Consider the following 20,209-nt stretch of genomic DNA (forward strand, 5'->3'; position numbering starts at 1 on the left):
CAATTGCTACCACACTAATGGCAATTGGAATGAGGATATACTGTGCGCTAAATATGTACATCATCATCATACTACCCACTGCTAATAGTGCAGCAATTCCATATACTAGCCAAGTTTTTGAACTAGTTTTTTTCTTAACAGGTTCATCAGTTGCTGTATTATCATCATCTCCTCCAGTATAAAGGGTCGTTAAAAAGTCACAGTAATGCTCTGGAAGTAATTTATTCGTTTTCCAAAACGCAATTTCATGTAGAATGATGTCTTTTTTCTCCTCTTGCACGGTAAGTCACCTCCTCGCTAATCAACCTTTTGCGTCACAATATAGCGTTAAAGGTATCAGGCTTCTTCTAATTCATCGGCATAAATTGTTTTATCTTTTACTATTTTCAGGAAAATTAGCGAAAAAGAATTTAAGACACAAAAAAAGAGGCTAAGTATTAACTTAACCTCTTATATTTTATTCCAAGAAATCTTTTAGACGTTTACTACGTGATGGGTGACGTAGTTTACGAAGCGCTTTTGCTTCAATTTGACGAATACGTTCACGTGTAACACCGAAGACTTTACCTACTTCTTCAAGTGTACGTGTGCGACCATCATCTAGACCAAAACGTAAACGAAGTACGTTTTCTTCACGGTCTGTTAATGTGTCTAAAACATCTTCAAGTTGTTCTTTTAATAATTCATATGCCGCATGATCTGCTGGAGATTGTGCTTCTGAATCTTCGATGAAATCACCTAAATGTGAATCATCTTCTTCACCAATTGGTGTTTCAAGAGAAACAGGCTCTTGTGCAATTTTTAAAATTTCACGAACTTTTTCTGGTGTTAAATCCATTTCTTCACCAATTTCTTCTGGTGTTGGTTCGCGGCCTAAATCTTGTAGTAATTGACGTTGTACACGGATTAGTTTGTTGATTGTTTCAACCATGTGTACTGGAATACGGATTGTACGTGCTTGGTCCGCAATCGCACGTGTAATTGCTTGACGAATCCACCATGTTGCATAAGTTGAGAATTTGAATCCCTTACGGTAATCGAATTTTTCAACGGCTTTGATTAGACCCATGTTACCTTCTTGAATTAAATCAAGGAATAACATCCCACGACCAACATAACGTTTCGCAATACTTACCACTAAACGTAAGTTTGCTTCTGCTAAACGTTTACGTGCTTCGTCATCGCCTTGTTCAATACGCTCTGCAAGTGCGATTTCTTCTGCTGCTGAGAGTAAGTCTACGCGTCCGATTTCTTTTAAATACATACGAACAGGGTCATTGATTTTCACACCTGGTGGCACGCTTAAATCATTTAAGTCAAACGTTTCTTCTGCTTCTTTTAAAAGAGGTTCTAAATCAGAATCTTTATCACCATTTAATTCGATATTATTCGCTTCTAATTTGTCGATGAACTCTTCAACTTGATCAGCTTCTAACTCATAAGTTTGTAGCTTATCTGCGATTTCCGCGTAAGTTAGTTCACCTTTCTTTTTACCTGCTTCTAGCAAGCTTTTTTTCATTTCTTCTAAAGTATGTTCTTGTTCTGCTTTTTTATTCGCTGCTGTACGTTTAGACTTTTCTGCCATTAGGTGTATTCCTCCTTATAACATCTTTAGCTACATGCTTGCTAAAGATTTCGTTAACTCTATTACTTCTTTTGAAAGTGTCAGAGCACGTTTAAAATCATGCATTTTTTCAGCTTCTTGGAGCTGTTGTTTTTTTTGTGCAACTTGCTGCTGCACTTTATATTTCGCCACTTGTCGTAAGCAATCATCCCACTCTTCTTCTAGATGGTCTAAATCGCGCTCTACAAGGGCTGCCTCCATCACAAGCTTACGAAGTTCTGAGTCGGTTAGCATCTCTGCAAACCGCTGAAAATCCGGCTTATAATGATGGGCATAAAAGCTGAGTAAGTGAATATAAATTGCGACATATTCATCTCGAACAAATGGTGGTTCCACACCATCTAACTGCAAGCGCTCCACGATATCAATATCGTTTAACATACGTGCTAAAATGAGACGTTCCGCACGGTCTATTGCAGTTAATTTCCTGCTAGATGTAGGCTTTTGTTCAACACGAACAGTACGTCTTTCAGGTTCAGTTCGTCGTTGTGCTTCTTTATGACGTAATTGAGTTGTCAATGTTTCCTGCGTAATACCGGTTTCTTGTTGCAATTGCTTTAGGTGTAATTCTCGCTTTACAGCAGATGAATCAAGCGCTACATATTGCAGTGCCTCCTCTACATATTGCTCGACATCGGTCGCATACTGGAAATTTTTATTGCGTTTAGAATAACTCATCATAAAACTCGTAAAATCTAGGGGCTCTCCGATGATTTTATCTCGAAAAGCTTCCGTACCATATTGCTTTATATAATCATCTGGGTCTAAGCCTCTTGGGAGAACGGCTATTTCAACTGATAGTTTCTCTGCGTGTAATAAGTCCGCAGCACGTTTTGCAGCCTCCCAGCCAGCATTATCGCCATCATAACAAACAATGATATCATTCGATAGTCGCTTCAGCTTTTGTACATGTTCAAGCGTCAAGGCTGTCCCCATTGATGCGACGCCATTGTGTACATTAGCTGTTTTTGCACTTAATACATCCATAAACCCTTCAAAAAGTACAACTTTCCGTTCCTTACGAATAATCGGACGTGCTTGATCTAAATTATAGAGTATCTTTCCTTTATGGAAAATGGGCGATTCTGGGCTATTCATATACTTAGCATTTTCGCCTTCTGTATCGATTACTCGTCCAGAGAAACCGATAACCGTTCCCGCTTCATTACGAATCGGAAACATGACACGCCGACGAAAACGATCAAAATAGCCATTACTGTCTTCTTTTTGAATAACGAGTCCGGCCTGGGCCATTTCCGCTAAATCATAGCCTTTACGTGACAGTAATGTTGTTAAGGCATCCCAACTTGGCAATGCAAAGCCAATGCCATATGCCTCAATCATCTCCCGTGTAAAACCACGCCCCTCTAAATATTGAAGCCCTTCTTCACCATCTTCTGTATTCAATAGTAAATGTTGAAAATATCGTAAACAAAATTGATGCGCCTCAATCATACGCTGTTGTTCAGGAGATACTTCTGTCTTATTCACATGCTGATGTTGATGCTCGGCAATATCTACTTCAATTCCTGCTCGCTCACCTAAACGAGCTACAGCATCCTGAAACGGAATATTATCAATATCCATTAAAAATGTAATGGCGTTTCCGCCTGCACCGCAGCCAAAGCAATGGAAAATCTGCTTGTCGACAGATACAGAAAAAGACGGTGTCTGTTCCCCATGAAATGGGCACAGACCAAAGTAATTTCGACCACGTTTCGTCAGTTGCATATACTCACCGATTACATCGACAATATCTGTTTGCGAACGAATTTGCTCGATTGTTTCTTCTGGAATTCGTTGTGCCATCTCATCACCATCTTTGCTTCTAACTCTTTAATTCGAGATATTACCGTAAAAATCCTTCTTTCTCGAATAAAAAAATTCTTTTTTCTTTTAAAACTACTTAATTTCTTTTTACCACAATTCTTCATTATAAAACATATTGCTCATTTATTCTATCTATTTTCATAATAAAACAAAAAAACTCCCCTACTAAAAGGGGGGCTTGTATTACTCTTTTATTCGACGCAAAATGTCATTTGCTGTTTCTTCAACAGCTTTATTCGTCACATCAATGACAGGACATCCAATACGGTCCACAATGCGATAGAAATGATTGATTTCTTCATCAATTCGTTCAACTTTTGCATAACTCGCACTATCATTTAAGCCGAGTGCAATTAAGCGCTCTTTCCGAATATTGTTTAGTTTTTCTGGTGAAATAACTAAACCAAAGCATTTTTCCTTTGGTACATGGAATAGCTCTTCAGGGGGCTCGACTTCTGGCACTAATGGTACATTCGCTACTTTTAAACGCTTATGCGCAAGAAACTGCGACAATGGCGTCTTCGATGTACGCGACACGCCAATTAATACGATGTCTGCCTTCAATAATCCTCTTGGATCCCGGCCATCATCATATTTTACAGCAAATTCAATCGCTTCAATCTTTTTAAAGTAATCATCATCGAGCTTACGAACAAGACCTGGCTCTTCAATCGGCTCTACTTGTAGTGCTGTTGTAAACATCTCCATAGTAGGACCCATTAAATCAATATTCGGGATATTTTTACGTGCACATAATGTCTTTGTAAAGTCGCGCATTTCTTCTTTAACGAGTGTATAGACGACCATCGCTTGTTGCTCGATTGCAAACTGCAGAATTTCATTAATTTGTTCGCGATTTTCAATATGTGGGAAACGTCTTACAGCAACATCCTGCATTCCTGGACGAAATTGACTAATAGCAGCCTTTGCTACTAATTCACCCGTTTCACCAACTGAATCTGAAACGATAAAAAATTGAGATTTTTTTCCATTTAATGCACCCACCTCACAAATCATGGTTTTCGGCGAGCGATAAAAATGCTCGCGTAATATTCGTTTTCGTTAAACGCCCAATTACTTCGAGGCCATCTGTATGTTCAATGACAACTGGCAATGCATCAATTTGTCGTTCAATTAATTTATTTGCCGCCTGAATAAGACCATCTGTTTTAAAACAATAGGCAATATTCGGCATTCTCGTCATAATGATATGTACGGGAATATGATTTAAATCTTGACTTCCAATTGCAGTACGCAAAAGGTCCTTTCGAGATAAAACCCCTGTTAAATAAGAGTTTTTATCTACAACGAATAATGTTCCTACATCCTCTAAGAACATTTGACAAATGGCATCATAAACAGAAATATTTTCACTGACCACGACAGGAATAGATTGAAAATCCTTCACTTTCATATTGGTCATACTCTCTGCTACCGCTTGTCCTGTTTGTTTACCAGAATAAAAATAGCCTACACGCGGACGCGCATCTAAAAATCCAGCCATCGTCAAAATAGCTAGATCTGGTCGCAATGTAGCTCTTGTTAATGAAAGACGTTCCGCAATTTGTTCGCCTGTAATAGGGCCGTTTCCTTTAACAATTTCAACTATTTCTTCTTGACGTTTGTTGAGTTCGATCACGCTCACCGCCCCAAATGTTATATACTTTATTCTTAATAAGTATATACTATTTCATTCGATATTGCGAAGAAAACTATTGCATGGTACAATGTTGCCAAACGATATAAGGCGATGAATGAGTAATAAGTAGTTTGCAATAAAAGCGAGTAGTGATGGTGAAAGACTACACCGCAAACAAAAAGGCGCTCAGGAGCTAACAGTTAGAAAGTGGATCATCTTCTATGTTAATAGGATGATCAATCGGGGTGGAACCGCGGGCGCATACACAGCACTCGTCCCCGGGCAAAAGTTGCCCGGAGACGGGTGCTTTATTCTTTTTACTGGAGGTTTTTCAAATGGCAGAAAAAACAATGGAAAATGTAGTTAGTTTAGCAAAACACCGTGGCTTTGTCTTCCCAGGCTCAGAAATTTACGGTGGTTTAGCAAACACATGGGATTACGGTCCCCTAGGCGTTGAATTAAAAAACAACGTAAAAAAAGCATGGTGGCAAAAATTCATTCAAGAATCTGAATACAATGTTGGCTTAGACGCCGCAATTTTAATGAACCCTAAAACTTGGGTAGCTTCTGGTCACGTTGGTAACTTCAATGACCCAATGATCGACTGTAAATCTTGTAAATCTCGCCACCGCGCAGATAAACTAATTGAAGATGCTTCATTAGAAAAAACAGGTGTTGAAATTGTTGTTGATGGCATGACATTCGACCAAATGAAAGATAAAATGGAAGAATTAGATGTTCATTGCCCAGACTGTGGTGCAAAAGAATTCACGGACATCCGTCAATTCAACTTAATGTTCAAAACATTCCAAGGTGTAACAGAAGATTCTACAAATGAAATTTTCCTACGCCCTGAAACAGCACAAGGTATTTTTGTAAACTTTAAAAACGTTCAACGTTCTATGCGTTTACGTACTCCATTCGGTATCGGTCAAGTTGGTAAATCATTCCGTAATGAAATCACACCAGGTAACTTCACATTCCGTACACGCGAATTCGAACAAATGGAACTTGAATTCTTCTGTAAACCAGGTACAGAGTTAGAATGGCATGCTTACTGGAAAGAATTCTGTAAAAACTGGTTACTAAACTTAGATATGCACGAAGATTCTATGCGTTTACGTGACCACGGTGAGGAAGAACTTTCTCACTACTCAAATGCTACAACAGATATCGAATTCCGCTTCCCATTCGGTTGGGGTGAACTTTGGGGCGTAGCTTCTCGTACAGACTTCGACTTAAAACGCCACATGGAGCACTCTAGCGAAGACTTCACTTATATTGATCCTGTAACAAATGAACGCTATGTACCTTACTGCATCGAGCCTTCTCTAGGTGCAGACCGTGTAACATTGGCATTCCTTTGTGATGCATATGATGAAGAAGAATTAGAAGGCGGCGACTCTCGCAAAGTATTACGCTTCCACCCAGCACTTGCACCATTTAAAGCTGCGGTTCTTCCATTATCTAAAAAATTATCAGAAGAAGCACATGGTGTATGGGCAGAGCTTCGTAAGGCATTCCCTGTAGACTATGATGAATCTCAATCAATCGGCAAACGTTACCGTCGTCAAGATGAAATCGGTACACCATTCTGTATCACATATGACTTTGACTCAAAAGAGGACGGTCAAGTAACCGTACGTCACCGCGATACAATGGAACAAAAACGTATGCCAATTTCAGAAGTAAAAGCATATATCGAAGGTTTCCTACAATTCTAATTCAAACAAATAAAAGCCGTTACTTCATAAGAAGTAACGGCTTTTCATCTTCACTACATCAGCTCTTATTTTCGCTAGTATTCACCGAGAAATAAGGTCATTTCTTACAAAAATAAGTCAATACACCCAAAATGCTTGCATTATAAGACGTAAGATTTTATGATATTTAATATTTACGATGTAATTATAGATTTGGACCATCTATGATTCCTTTCGTCAAAGCCAACAACAGAAGAGACACGGTAACGATACTGGTTACCGTGTCTCTTTTTTATGAATAGCTATTCACCATCGGTATTGCTATACTAATAAAAAGCAAAAAGGAGTGAAAAGAATGATTGAAGTAGAAAAAAATCGTATTTTCTCAACATACGGACCATTAGAAATAGTCGAGCATATTGTGAAAATCCCAGGCGCACCCATGAATGTCTATAGCTTTTTATTAGATGGCGTCCTCATTGATACGGCTTCTCCTGGGTTACGCACACAATTTTTTGAATTTATTGAGCATAAAACCGTTGACCATGTGCTGCATACACATTTTCATGAAGACCACATCGGTAATACCGCTGAAGTGATCCAAAAATTCGGTATCGAAGCTTACATACATCCGATAAGCGTCACAAAAACGACGACTGAAATGCGTCTACCCCGTTATCGCCAAAACGTTTGGGGGCCACCACCAACGCCTTTTACAAGCCATGCCTATAGTTCAACATTTGCTTCTAAAAATAGCGTCTGGGACATCATTCCGACACCCGGGCATACAGAGGATCATGTCGCGCTTTATAATCGGCAGCATGGCTATTTATTTACCGGTGATTTATTCGTGACGCCAAAGCCAAAAATCGTACTCGTCGATGAAAATATTTTAGCGACAATGGCTTCGTTAGAAAAAGTACAGAAACTTGATTTTGATACAATGATTTGTCACCATGCAGGTGTGCTTGAAAATGGACAGGCATTAATTGATATGAAACTGAATTATTTAAAAGAGCTCCAATATCGTGTTCAAAAGTTCATGAACGAAGGGCTAGATGTTTTCGAAATTACCAAAACCATTTTTCCAAAACAATACCCTATCGTCGAGCATTCTAATTCTGAATGGTCAGCTATGCATATGATTCGCGTCTTTATGAATAACGGTTGACTAAAAACAGTGCCTCTGTTGGCAATAAAAAGAAGGGTTCGCGCTGACGCAAACCCTTTTTTTCTTATAATTATTTTTTCCAACCGGAACTGTCTATTTATACTAGCTTTTTTTATATTGATTTACCAATGTAAGAAATTCGCGCCAATCCGTTAAGCGTGTCCACGTTTCGTCGCGATTATACGCCTGGTCACGAATAATCGAAAGCGTTTGAACATCTTTTAATGTACGTAAAACGGTTGGCTTATCATCTACATAAACATCTAACTGCAATGTTTGAATCGTCGCGATTTTTTCAGCATCCTCCATACCACAGAAAAAATGCCCTTCTGCAATCGGATAGCCTTGCTCTTTCATCCATGCTTTAGAACGTGCACAATATTCTTTCGGACGCGCCGTAATATAAAATACCTCATGACCATCCGCTACAAGCTGCTGTAGTGTTTCTTTAGCGTATGGAAAGCTTGGACAGGTAGTGAAATAAATCGCTTCTAAATGCGCTTTCCACGCCTCATAGCCCGCTTCATCTGTTAGGCCGAACGGTTCATGAATTTCCACACGCTTAATCTGTTCAAAAACATCCATACTAAGCGTTTGATGAAATGTTTGATTGTACAGTGAAAATGCATGACGACGTAAATCAATTAACGTATCATCAATATCAAAACCGAATCTCATAAAATCCTCCTAATGCACCGCTTCAAATTGCTGCGCAAAATGCTGTTCTTCTCGTAGCTGCTCATGCTGTAAATGGTGAATCGTCGAACGACGCGATGCTTCGAACTGCTCGATTTGTGCATTCGATAACGTTCCTTCATCCGTGATAATGGCTGCTAAGTACTCTGCATCTACTAAAGCACTATTCAACCCAAATGCTCCTGTTGGTGTCATCGTATGTGCTGCATCCCCTAATAAGACAACGCCATTACCACCCCAACGATCTGCATAAGAACTGTGCACATCAAGTAGTACAAAATCGCTCCATGACTTAATTGTGTCATCTACAACATCCGTTAACGTTGGAAATGCCTCTTTTAACTGTGCAATAAAGGGCTCAAATGGCTGTTTACGCCATTCTTTAAAACTTCCCTTATCGATGTTCCATCCGACTTGAATGCGGTCCTCAGCCTGCGTAAAGAGCGCTAACTGTTTCCCATCAATTAAAGCCATGCGAATAATTGGCTCCCAATCCTTTGGACGTGGAATACGTGCCCACAATAAATCATAGCCATGCTCCCACGTATGATACGGAATATGCGCTTTTTTGCGAACTGCTGAATAACGACCATCCGCTCCGACAACGAGCTTACTATGTACGCTAATGCGTTCTCCGTTCATTTCTACAACTGTTCCAATAACTTGTTTATTATCATATAAAAGTTCTCTCATACGCGTATTCAACAATAATTCGAAATTAGGCGCCTGCATAATTGGCTCTAAAATCGCCGCTAATAAATAGCGTTGAGGTACATGAATTCCTAGATGCCCCACTGTAATTTCTGGAAAAATCGTGTTATAACATACGCCGTCTTTCCAATTTTCCAAGCGTGTCATCGGAAGCATTCCACGTGCTTTGACACCAGCTAATAACGCGTGACGCTCAAGCACCGCTTCTCCTTGTTCATTCACATGCTCTCCTCGAAAAGCTTTACCAAGTGAGGGACTACTTTCAATCAGTGTAACATGTAAGCCCCGACGCACAAGCAATGTTGCCAGTAATGCGCCGGCAGGTCCTGCTCCAACGATACAAATATCCGTTGTTCTTTCCACGTTAAAAGCCTCCTAGTGCTTTGGGTAAGCAACGATGCGTAAGTCATTGCCTACAAAGTTTACCGTATCAAATTCAAAATCACGCGCTTCACTCATTTGCTGTGCATCACTACCGCCAACAGGTGTAATACTATTCGTCCCGCCTAACACTTTTGGCGCCATATAAATAATGACCTTCTGTACAAGCTGTTGACGGAAAAATGAAGCGTGTACACCTGCTCCCCCCTCTACTAGAATGTCTGTAATGCCCGCTTCATAAAGTGCATCAAGCGTTGCCTCTAAATCTAAGCCATCTGTTGTTTTTTCAACACGAATGATTTCAACACCTTGGGCAAACAATGCCTGTGCTCGCTCTGCAGGTGCCTCATTCGATGTCACAATAATCGTTCTTGCTTCAGCTGTTTGTGCAACCGCTGCAGTTGGTGGTGTTTGAAGTTCGCTATCTAAAACGATGCGAATAGGGTTTTTGCCTTCTTTTGAAACAAGACGTGTTGTAAGTGATGGATTATCTGCTAAAACCGTACCGATGCCAACAAGAATCCCATCCATTTCATGACGATATTCATGCACATCTTCACGTGCATCATCACCTGTCACCCATTTGGAATCACCTGTAGCAGCCGCAATTTTACCATCTGCTGTCATCGCATATTTTGCTACGACAAACGGACGCGCTGTCAGCATGTTATGAATAAAACGTTCATTTAATTTATACGCCTGTGCTTCTAGTACACCTACCTCTACTTCGATACCGGCATCACGTAATAGCGCAATGCCGCGTCCTGCGACACTTGGATTGGGATCAGTCATTGCGACAACGACACGTTTTACGCCCGATTCTTTTACTAAATTGGCGCAAGGCGGCGTTTTCCCGAAGTGTGAGCACGGCTCTAGCGTGACATACAATGTAGCACCTGCTGCATGGTCTCCCGCCATACGAAATGCATGTACTTCTGCATGAGGCTCTCCTGCTTTTCGGTGTAGGCCTGTACCTACAATCACATCATTATTAACAATGACGGCACCTACCATTGGATTGGGATTTGTGTTCCCTCGTGCACTCGATGCTAAATCAAGCGCTAACTGCATATAATATTCATCATTTCTAAGCATACCTGTTCCCCCTAAATCGCTAGCGAATATGTCCTGATTTTTCACGTTTCGTTTCTAAATAGTAATGGTTTGTCGCATTTTCACCACCCCATAATGGTACATGCCCATTCGTAGATAAACCATGTGCTTCAAGTGCCGCTAATTTTTTCGGATTGTTTGTAATTAATGTTACGGGTTTTTGACGTAGTGATTCTAATACTTTTAACGACTCTTCATATGAACGTGTATCATCTTCAAAACCTAATGCATGATTTGCCTCTACTGTATCAAGTCCTTCTTGTTGCAATAAATAAGCCATTGATTTTGAAAATAAGCCAATGCCACGGCCCTCATGATTTGCTAAATAGAAAATAGCCCCTACACCGTTATCAACAACCATTTTCATCGATTCATGTAATTGGTAGCCACAGTCACAGCGTTGACTTCCGAAAATATCACCCGTATGGCAAATACTATGCATCCGTACAAGTGCATCAGGCGCATGTTCAAAATCACCGTATACTAATACCGATGATTGTTGCCCAAAGGCTAAATTCATTGTATTTAAATGATTGATAACTTCTTTTTTAGACCAAGATTTTTGTACTGTTGTCCAACAGTACCAATTAAAAGTTGCTTCAAAATCCCCCTGTTTAATTGGTAACTTAACCGGCCCTACCACACAAATATTTTCTTCATTAGTAAGCGGCACGAACGTCATCTTTTCTTCTATCATAGTTAAATTTGTTTGTGTCATTTCCATATAGCGTCGCTCTTTTCATTTCGTTTTATTTGTTACTTTTCGTAACTTACTATATTGTAGTAAGTTTTGAATGTCAACTATTTCAATCTGAAAATAGTTTCATTCGATTTTTCATGCAAAAACCTCTATACTGAATTGTATGTGAAAAAGAGAGGATGATTATTGTGGGATTTCCTACCCATCATAAAGTGTACCGTATTTACGCTCAAGGCACCGTAGTTGTCCTTTTTAAAGGTGCCTTAACAAATCCATCTGATTTAGAGGAAGATTTAACCGTCTCAAACGGTTCATTTGATATTGAGCTTAAAATCAAAAACGCCTCAATTGTATCATCAATTGCCCCTGATATGTTAAACCTTACAGTGGAGACGATTTTTAGCTATACAGCCAAAGAGCCTTTATCAACGAAAGAGCTTCATCAAATGCAATTATCAATTTTAAACGGCCAAAATATTATGATTAAACCAAATTCGTTCCCATATGATGTTCCCGTTGTTTCAAGTAATATTTTTTGGGATTCGATGAGTTATCGCGAGGTCGAGCATTTAGATGCTTATCGCTAATCATACGAAAAAGCCTCTCATACACATATGAGAGGCTTTTTTTATTCGTCTTCTTGTTCTTTAAATAGCAGCGGTGTACGTTCTAATTGATCAATAAATTTCTTTGATTTAAAGCGCATACCCGTTTGCTCCTCATAAATTGTTGAAACAATATTTTTGATAAATCGCTTTGTTTCTTTTTTTAACGTTAACGAACCTACTTGCTCGATCGGCATCTTATAAAACATCCGAATTAATTTGAGTTGCGTTGGCGTTAAACGAATAATATACGGGTCTTGATGAAAACAGCGATGACATAAAAAACCGCCACTTGAAAATGAAAATGCAAATTCCCCTTCTGTAGCACCACATGAAGCACATTGATGTAAAATAGGTTGCACCCCTGTATACGGAAGCATCTTCCATTCGACAAACAAACTAATCGATTCTGGGTCATACCCTTCTTCGATTGCATGAAGCGCTTGTAATAGCACATTATAGGCGTACTCATCAGGCGTATCTTGCTCGGTTAGACGGTCTACAATTTCAACACAATAACTCGCATACGCAGTCGCGACAATATCGGTTTGAATATGTCGCATCGAATCAATGGCCTCACCTTGTTGCAATGTCCCCATACCACGCCCATGATGAACAATAAAGATTCCATGCATGAATGGTTGACAAATACCTGCTAGACGACTAGAGGGCTTTTTCGCACCTCGCGCCATCGCAGCTACTTTCCCCGCCTCGCGCGTTAGCAATGTCACAACCTTATTTGATTCTCCGTACGGTTTTGTTTTTAAGACAATGCCTTCCCATTTATTCAGCAATTGCCCCACTTCCCTTATTAGTATTCATCATCACGGTAGCCGTAGTCACGTAATTGTGAAGAACGGTCACGCCAATCTTTTTGTACTTTTACCCATAGTTCTAAATACACTTTCGAGCCAAGTAAATTTTCGATATCTTTACGTGCGCGTGTACCGATTTCTTTTAGCATTGCGCCACGTTTACCGATAATAATCCCTTTTTGTGATTCGCGTTCGATAATGATTGTCGCCATTACATGGACACGGTCCTTATCTTCTTCACGACGGATTTTTTCAATTTCCACTGCGATTGAGTGTGGCACTTCATCGCGTGTTAAGTGTAATGCTTTTTCACGAATTAATTCTGCAATAATAAAACGTTCTGGGTGATCGGTTACTTGGTCAGCCGGATAATATTGTGGACCTTCTGGTAAATATTTTTTAAGCGTTGTTAATAGATTGTCCACATTATTTCCTTGAAGTGCCGAGATTGGTATGATTTCCGCAAAATCAAATTCGTCTTTATATTGGTCAACGATTTTTAAAACTTCGTCTGGGTGAATCGCATCGATTTTGTTAATAATTAAAAAGACAGGTGTTTTTGTGCCTTTTAACATATCGATTACATAACGGTCACCCGTACCTAATTTTTGTTGTGCATTGACCATGAACATAATGGCATCTACTTCACGTAAAGCGTTTTTTGACACTTTTGACATGAATTCACCAAGCTTATGTTTTGGTTTATGAATCCCTGGTGTATCGATGAAAATCATTTGTGCATCATCTTGCGTTAATACACCTTGTACTTTGTTACGTGTTGTTTGTGGCTTATCCGACATAATCGCAATTTTTTGTCCAATTACACGGTTTAAAAATGTTGATTTACCAACATTCGGGCGACCGATAATTGAAATAAAGCCTGATTTAAATTCTGACATAAAATAAGTTCCTCCGTTGTTTAAAACCATTTTGGTAAAAAAATGATGCACGCGATGACGACACTCGCAAGTGCATAAACAAGCACTGCTCCTGCAGCAATATCTTTTGCTGCCTTCGCAAGTGGATGAATATCTTGCGTTGCTAAATCGACGACTCGCTCAATTGCACTATTCACCATTTCAAGTGCAAGCATACCGGCAATTAATAAAATGATGATACACCATTCTAGCGCAGATAAGCCTGTTAAAAAACTAACAGCTAAAACAAGAATTGTCGCTACTAAATCCACGCGAAAATTCTGCTCAGCTGCAGCTTGTTTCATTCCACTTAGTGCGTAGCGAAATGAACGTATAAATTTAGTGACGTTCATTCGTGTCGCGCGATAAGCCATATGATTCTAAAATTTCATCTTGTTTACCAAACATGATTTTTTCATCTTCAGGAACCATATGGTCGTAACCTAACACATGTAGTAAGCCATGGACAGCTAAAAAGCCTAACTCGCGCTCAAATGAATGACCGAACTCTTCTGCTTGTTCACGTGTACGATCAATTGAAATGATAACATCCCCTAAAATACGAGGCATACCCTCTGCAATAATCGCTGTTTCACCTTCACCAAGTTCTTCTAGCGCAAATGAAATCACGTCTGTTGGGGCATCTTTATGACGATACTCCTTGTTGATTTCATGAATTGCTTCATTCGTAACGAATGTTACCGATAACTCGGTACCATCTTCTACTTGCTCGATTTTTGCAGCATGTTGAAGTAATCCTTCTACAAGCTCTAAATCTTTGTCTGTTACTTTTCCTGTTTCATCTAAAAAATCAATATTTAACATATGTGCCTCCTAAGCAATCCATAAGTCTTATTCGTTTGGCTCTGGATATTCAATACGTGAATGGAATGTACCATTCAATGTTTCACAGAACACTTGCTCAATTGTATGCAACTCTTGAATCGTTAAATCACATTCATCAAACTGGCCATCCTGCAACTTGTCTTGCGCGATAGCATGGACCAAGTTTTTAATCTTCTCTGGTGTTGGATCTTTCATCGAACGCACAGCTGCCTCCACACTATCTGCTACTGTTATTATAGCAATTTCTTTCGTTTGTGGCTTGGGTCCTGCATACCGATAATCAGATTCTTTTACCGTCGGGTCTTGTTGCTTCGCCTTATAATAGAAAAACTTCACTGCCGTTGTCCCGTGATGTTGACGTGCAATATCAACGATTTCTTTTGGCATTTTATGTTTTTCCAAAATACGCACACCATCTGCCGCATGAGCAATAATTATATCGCGAGATTTCTCTGGTGGCAAATGGTCATGCGGATTTAAGCCATTTGTTTGATTTTCAACGAAAAAGCCGGGGCGTTTTGTTTTTCCAATATCATGATAATAGCAGCCAACACGTGCCAATAAACCATCTGCTCCAACTGCCTCACAAGCGGCCTCTGCCAAGTTTGCGACCATAATACTATGATGATACGTCCCTGGCGCTTCCATTAAAATCTTTTTTAGTAATGGATGATTTGGACTTGATAATTCGATGAGGCGCAGGCTAGATAAAATGCCAAATACCGTTTCAATAAATGGTAATGTGCCGATTGTTAATGCACCTGACAATAATGCGGAAACAATCGCTGCTACTAAATAAAATAGCAATTCTTTTGCTGTATAGCTTGATTGTGTCATTAATAAGTAAAATGCGATAAACAAACTATTGACGATTGCAACACCAAAGCTTGTTTGCAGCACCTTCGAACGTTTTTGCATATTGCGTACAAAATACAAGGAGCTTATACCACTTAAAATCATATACAGCGCAATCTCCATCTGCATAACCGTAGAATAACCTTCTTGGAAAATAACGCCTGCAGAGATTCCTAGCATCATTGTCACCAATACCGCAATTCGCTCGCCTACAAGCATGCGGATCATCATTGGTGCAAGGGCAGCTGGAAATAGAAAACCTAGTAAAAGGTCAAATTCTCGGTCGACAATGCCTAGTAGTTCCATAAAGCCAATGCTTAATACATAAATAATCGATACAATTAAAAGATTACGAATTTTATGCTCGATTTTCATATTTTTCGCATTATTAAATATCATATAAAAGAACAACATTTGGATAATAATTAATAATGCGAGACCAACATAAGGTTTAAGAGATTGATGTGTAGCAAGCATACCGGTTACTTCTAATTGATGATATACATCGCGGTCAATCACTTCTCCCTCTTGTACGATGATTTGGCCTTGTAAAATACGCGTCGGATCTATTGATTCAATAGCCTGTTGACGTTTTTGCTCCGTTGCATCTTCATCTAATAATTCATTCGCTACCATCGCACTTCGCGCAATACGAATACTCACGTTCATCAAATCCGTTGGAAATGAATAGGTCAGACGAATGGCATTTCCAATTGATTCCCGCTTTTCTGCCACATCTGCTTCACGAACCGGTTGTTGCAATACGGATGTTACTTTTTCAACAACCGAATCTCTGCCATCTTCGAGTTCACTTTTCGTTGCAGCTAATAATACAGCTAAATCTTCATCAGATAACTCAACATTTAATTCCTTACTATCTAATGATTTTTTTAGCGCTTCTAGCTGTTTTTTTTGTTGTGCCTTCGCTGCTTTCGCGGAATCGCTCGTCGCCTCAATTTCCTTTGCATCTAGCGCATAATTATAAATAGAGCGAACGACGGATGCCTGATTTTTTCCAACCTCTTCTGAATATGTATATACCGGCTCTACGCTATCTGCAGCGGCTTGTTTGTCTAGCTTCGTCTGTTCTGTATCTTCGACTGTTTTAACAGCGCGAATCGTTTCAGGCGACACTTGAAATAACTTCACATTATAGTTTTGCCCCTGAATATTCCCCATCATTAAAAGAAATTGTAGGAGTCCTACAACACTAAGTGCAACGATTAGTAGTAGACGAAATGGTAATAATCGCTGTAACTTTTGGATGATTGTGGTCAATCGACTCATTCCCTTCTCACGAGCTGTCGACTACTGATTGGTATCATACGCATTAATAATTTTTGCAACAATTGGATGACGAACGATATCGCCTGCTTCAAGTACTTGGAATGAAATTTCCTTGATATCTTTTAACATATGTTCTGCATGCATCAAGCCTGAAGCCACACCATTTGGCAAATCAATTTGTGTTTTATCACCCGTAATAACCATTTTCGAGCCAAAACCTAGTCGTGTTAAAAACATTTTCATTTGAGCCTTCGTCGTATTTTGTGCCTCATCTAAAATAACAAAAGCATCATCCAATGTGCGACCACGCATATACGCAAGCGGCGCAATTTCAATCGTTCCACGTTCAATTAAACGTGTCGTTTGATCAAGGCCTAATACATCGTGAAGTGAATCATACAGCGGACGTAAATAAGGGTCTACCTTTTCTTTTAAATCGCCAGGTAAAAAACCTAATGATTCTCCTGCTTCTACAGCTGGTCGCGTTAAAATAATGCGCTTCACATGCCCATTTTTTAGCGCTTGCACAGCCATCACAACCGCTAAATACGTTTTACCGGTTCCTGCTGGTCCAATACCAAATACAAGGTCATGCTTTTGCATCGCACGAATATATTGGCGTTGACCAATTGTTTTCGCACGAATTGCGCGCCCTTTCGTTGTATGAGCAATCGCTTCATTATATAACTCAGCAAAATATTCGATTTTCCCCGTTTTCGCTAACTCAATCGCAGATACAACATCTCGCTGATTAATATTTATATTTTTTCGAATTACACGTAAGAGTTGATCGATCAGTGCAGCTGTTAGCTCTTTTTCAGCTTCATCACCAACAATATGAACCGTATCGCCACGTGTAATAATTCGTACACTAAACGCTTCTTCGATTAATTTCAAATTAGCGTCCGATGTACCTAGTAGCATTACGGCTTCATTTGGGTCTTTTAATGTTAATTGAATCGGTTGTTGTTCAGTCATGTTCATTCTCCTCAATCAAGAATTGCCTAGCTTAGTTTTACTGTAGCATTATCACTTCATTGGTGCAAAGTATACCCATAAAAAAGAGGGTACTGCTAACTTCCTAGTACCCTCTTTTCTTATTATTTACGCTTGGCTTTTGGTGGCCCTAAAATCTCAGCCATTAATACCGCACGTTTCACGTCATTTTTCGTATGAAATAACGGATTTTTTTGTTTTTTTGTAGTGGAATTTTGCTGTTGTAGCATTTCGTCCATTGATTTAATGCGGACTTTTCCAACACCATTTGAATCTGTTAAATCATGAGCACCTATTTTTTGTTCAAGTGCATCAAAACGTTCTTTATAACGTGGGTCTTGCGCCAATTGCTCCGCACGTTTTTTCGCTTGTTGCGCCACTTTACGTGCTTGCTCTTGTCTTTTAGATAACGGCTTTGCATCATCTTCAATTTCACTCATTTTGTCTTTCATTTGTTGCACAAGATCATCTAAGCGACCTTTATTCGGGCTATTTGCTGAGCGTCGACTGGAATTTTTCGTTGGCTTTTTTTCTCCTTTTTTATCAGAAAAGAAATAACCAATCAATGAAACAATAATAAAAATAATGAGTCCTTCCATTAATCAGACCCCCTTATTTTTCTTCTTGATGTGAATCATCCATCTTACTTAATGATGTACGCATTGATGTATCTGCTTGGACATTTTGATAATTCATATAATCCATGACACCAATATTTCCTTTTTTGAATGCTTCTGCTAAAGCTAGCGGTACTTCTGCTTCTGCTTCTACCACTTTCGCCTTCATTTCTTGTACACGCGCAATCATTTCTTGTTCATTTGCTACGGCCATTGCACGACGTTCTTCTGCTTTGGCTTGCGCAATGTTTTTATCCGCTTGCGCTTGTTCAATTTGTAATTCTGCACCGATATTTTTGCCAATATCCACGTCTGCGATATCAATCGATAGAATTTCGAAGGCTGTCCCTGAATCTAAACCTTTTGATAATACGGTTTGTGAAATCATATCTGGGTTTTCAAGTACTTCGGTATGATGTTTTGCACTACCAATTGTCGAAACAATCCCTTCACCTACACGAGCGATGATTGTTTCTTCACCAGCACCACCGACTAAACGGTCAATGTTGGCACGTACTGTAATACGTGCTTTTGCTTTTACTTCAATCCCGTTCATCGCAACCCCTGAAATAAATGGTGTTTCAATAACTTTTGGATTTACCGACATTTGAACCGCTTCTAATACATCACGACCTGCTAAATCGATTGCTGCACAACGTTCAAATGTTAAATCAATATTAGCACGATGTGCCGCAATTAATGCATTCACAACGCGGTCTACATTACCACCTGCTAAGTAGTGACTCTCAAGTTGATTAATTGTTACTTCAATGCCCGCCTTATGTGCCTTGATTAACGGATTTACGACACGTGACGGAATAACACGACGTAAGCGCATACCGATTAATGTAAAGATACTTACTTTGACGCCTGCTGCTAGAGCTGAAATCCATAATGCAACTGGTACAAAAGTAAATAATAAAACCAGTACGACAAATACGACGACGATTGCAATAATTGTTCCGATTGCCATCAGTTTTTCCCCTCTTTCTCTATGCTTCTTTTATTTTTGCACGCACAACGATACGCGCTCCTTCAACCTCAATAATCACAACTTCTGTACCGGCTGCGATAAAGCCTCCTTCTGTTACGACATCAAGGCGCTCATCTCCATACATTGCTGTACCTGATGGGCGTAATGGCGTAGCTGTAATCGCTACTTGCCCTAAAAGTTCCGTACGGTTGACGTTCGATACATAACCACTCTTCGTATCTGTTGCATCGGATAAAACCATCTTATTAAAGACATTCAGTTTTTTACCGAAAAATTTCATCATAATCACCATTCCTACTACTGCGACGATAAGCGCAGTCAAAATTGAATACAGCATATACGGCGCATGCGGTGCTATCGACATCAAACTCATGACAATAAATGCAAAGCCAATGGTCCCAATGATGCCACCTGGAACAAATAATTCTAAAAATAATAAAATCATTCCAGAGATAAGCATTAATACTGCAAGCGCTGTCAAACTTCCTTCTACGAAAAAGATACCGTAAACAAAGCTAATCGCCAATAGGTGTACGATAATTGGTGCAACGCCACTTGCCGAAAATAATGAAAAAACTAAGCTAAGACTAGCAATGCACAAAAGAACAGTAATGATGAGCGGGTGCGTCAATGACAACGACTGAGCCGACTCATGCGTACATCCACTAAGCAATAGCACACTTCCGATGAAGGCCATTCGTTTCATTGT

General features: G+C 39.5%; 20 protein-coding genes and 1 pseudogene. 3 read left to right on the forward strand and 18 right to left on the reverse strand.

From position 1 onward, the window contains the following. The 5 genes and pseudogenes from KTHG_RS21130 to ccpN form a co-directional block, all read right to left on the reverse strand. Positions 1–280: pseudogene (locus KTHG_RS21130) on the reverse strand (hypothetical protein); the annotation flags it as partial. Between the two features lie 177 nt (positions 281–457). Further along, positions 458–1,585, reverse strand: a complete 1,128-nt coding sequence (rpoD, locus tag KTHG_RS06895) for an RNA polymerase sigma factor RpoD (RefSeq protein ID WP_126990303.1) — start codon at positions 1,583–1,585, stop codon at positions 458–460. Positions 1,586–1,615: 30 nt separating this feature from the next. After that, positions 1,616–3,433, reverse strand: coding sequence for a DNA primase (gene dnaG / locus KTHG_RS06900; RefSeq protein ID WP_139992383.1), 1,818 nt, complete (start codon positions 3,431–3,433; stop codon positions 1,616–1,618). Positions 3,434–3,637: 204 nt separating this feature from the next. Then, positions 3,638–4,459, reverse strand: a complete 822-nt coding sequence (locus tag KTHG_RS06905) for a pyruvate, water dikinase regulatory protein (RefSeq protein WP_255512401.1) — start codon at positions 4,457–4,459, stop codon at positions 3,638–3,640. Between the two features lies 1 nt (position 4,460). Further along, on the reverse strand, positions 4,461–5,099 hold the full coding sequence (gene ccpN, locus KTHG_RS06910; protein ID WP_126990306.1) for a transcriptional regulator CcpN: 639 nt from the start codon (positions 5,097–5,099) through the stop codon (positions 4,461–4,463). Between the two features lie 329 nt (positions 5,100–5,428). On the opposite strand from ccpN, the gene KTHG_RS06915 reads away from it, so the two are divergent. After that, a complete protein-coding gene (locus KTHG_RS06915; protein ID WP_139992387.1) occupies positions 5,429–6,817 on the forward strand; it encodes a glycine--tRNA ligase in 1,389 nt (462 codons plus the stop codon). A gap of 334 nt (positions 6,818–7,151) precedes the next feature. Beyond that, on the forward strand, positions 7,152–7,967 hold the full coding sequence (locus KTHG_RS06920; protein WP_139992389.1) for an MBL fold metallo-hydrolase: 816 nt from the start codon (positions 7,152–7,154) through the stop codon (positions 7,965–7,967). A 102-nt stretch (positions 7,968–8,069) separates the two neighbouring features. Here the strand turns inward: KTHG_RS06920 and KTHG_RS06925 are convergent, their stop codons facing one another. From KTHG_RS06925 to KTHG_RS06940, 4 genes are read right to left on the reverse strand one after another with little or no spacing between them, the layout of a single operon-like run. After that, positions 8,070–8,645: a 5' nucleotidase, NT5C type gene (locus KTHG_RS06925; protein WP_126991172.1), complete on the reverse strand. Its 576-nt coding sequence runs from the start codon at positions 8,643–8,645 to the stop codon at positions 8,070–8,072. Positions 8,646–8,654: 9 nt separating this feature from the next. Continuing rightward, positions 8,655–9,737 carry an FAD-dependent monooxygenase gene (locus KTHG_RS06930; RefSeq protein ID WP_139992391.1) on the reverse strand — a complete coding sequence of 361 codons (1,083 nt, stop codon included), beginning with the start codon at positions 9,735–9,737 and terminating at the stop codon, positions 8,655–8,657. Between the two features lie 12 nt (positions 9,738–9,749). Continuing rightward, positions 9,750–10,850 (reverse strand): bifunctional diaminohydroxyphosphoribosylaminopyrimidine deaminase/5-amino-6-(5-phosphoribosylamino)uracil reductase RibD, encoded by a 1,101-nt coding sequence (gene ribD / locus KTHG_RS06935; RefSeq protein ID WP_126991170.1) that lies wholly within the window; start codon positions 10,848–10,850, stop codon positions 9,750–9,752. A gap of 19 nt (positions 10,851–10,869) precedes the next feature. Beyond that, positions 10,870–11,592 carry a GTP cyclohydrolase II gene (locus tag KTHG_RS06940; protein ID WP_126991169.1) on the reverse strand — a complete coding sequence of 241 codons (723 nt, stop codon included), beginning with the start codon at positions 11,590–11,592 and terminating at the stop codon, positions 10,870–10,872. Positions 11,593–11,756: 164 nt separating this feature from the next. Here KTHG_RS06940 and KTHG_RS06945 point away from each other — a divergent pair, with 164 nt between their 5' ends. After that, positions 11,757–12,155, forward strand: coding sequence for a hypothetical protein (locus KTHG_RS06945; protein ID WP_255512402.1), 399 nt, complete (start codon positions 11,757–11,759; stop codon positions 12,153–12,155). 41 nt (positions 12,156–12,196) lie between these two features. Here the strand turns inward: KTHG_RS06945 and recO are convergent, their stop codons facing one another. The 9 genes from recO to KTHG_RS06990 all read right to left on the reverse strand — a co-directional run bounded on the left by recO (position 12,197) and on the right by KTHG_RS06990 (position 20,206). Continuing rightward, a complete protein-coding gene (gene recO, locus KTHG_RS06950; RefSeq protein WP_126991167.1) occupies positions 12,197–12,967 on the reverse strand; it encodes a DNA repair protein RecO in 771 nt (256 codons plus the stop codon). Positions 12,968–12,984: 17 nt separating this feature from the next. Continuing rightward, the gene (gene era, locus KTHG_RS06955) at positions 12,985–13,887 is read right to left on the reverse strand and encodes a GTPase Era (protein WP_139992395.1); all 903 of its coding nucleotides are present in this window, start codon (positions 13,885–13,887) and stop codon (positions 12,985–12,987) included. Positions 13,888–13,907: 20 nt separating this feature from the next. Next, entirely contained in the window at positions 13,908–14,258 is a 351-nt protein-coding gene (locus KTHG_RS06960; RefSeq protein WP_139992397.1) for a diacylglycerol kinase family protein, read from the reverse strand. Continuing rightward, the gene (ybeY, locus tag KTHG_RS06965; RefSeq protein ID WP_126991164.1) at positions 14,245–14,730 is read right to left on the reverse strand and encodes an rRNA maturation RNase YbeY; all 486 of its coding nucleotides are present in this window, start codon (positions 14,728–14,730) and stop codon (positions 14,245–14,247) included. Before ybeY ends, KTHG_RS06960 begins: the two co-directional genes overlap by 14 nt. A 27-nt stretch (positions 14,731–14,757) precedes the next feature. Then, the gene (locus tag KTHG_RS06970) at positions 14,758–16,884 is read right to left on the reverse strand and encodes an HD family phosphohydrolase (RefSeq protein ID WP_139992399.1); all 2,127 of its coding nucleotides are present in this window, start codon (positions 16,882–16,884) and stop codon (positions 14,758–14,760) included. Between the two features lie 30 nt (positions 16,885–16,914). Continuing rightward, entirely contained in the window at positions 16,915–17,871 is a 957-nt protein-coding gene (locus KTHG_RS06975; RefSeq protein WP_139992401.1) for a PhoH family protein, read from the reverse strand. Positions 17,872–17,993: 122 nt separating this feature from the next. Next, entirely contained in the window at positions 17,994–18,488 is a 495-nt protein-coding gene (locus tag KTHG_RS06980; protein ID WP_139992403.1) for a hypothetical protein, read from the reverse strand. A 13-nt stretch (positions 18,489–18,501) separates the two neighbouring features. Beyond that, positions 18,502–19,479, reverse strand: coding sequence for a flotillin-like protein FloA (floA, locus tag KTHG_RS06985; protein WP_126991161.1), 978 nt, complete (start codon positions 19,477–19,479; stop codon positions 18,502–18,504). Between the two features lie 19 nt (positions 19,480–19,498). After that, complete coding sequence (locus KTHG_RS06990) at positions 19,499–20,206, reverse strand: NfeD family protein (protein ID WP_126991160.1); 708 nt, start codon at positions 20,204–20,206, stop codon at positions 19,499–19,501. Between the last annotated feature and the right edge of the window lie 3 nt (positions 20,207–20,209).

It is taken from the genome of Kurthia sp. Dielmo, assembly GCF_000307285.2.
Lineage (GTDB): Bacteria > Bacillota > Bacilli > Bacillales_A > Planococcaceae > Kurthia > Kurthia populi.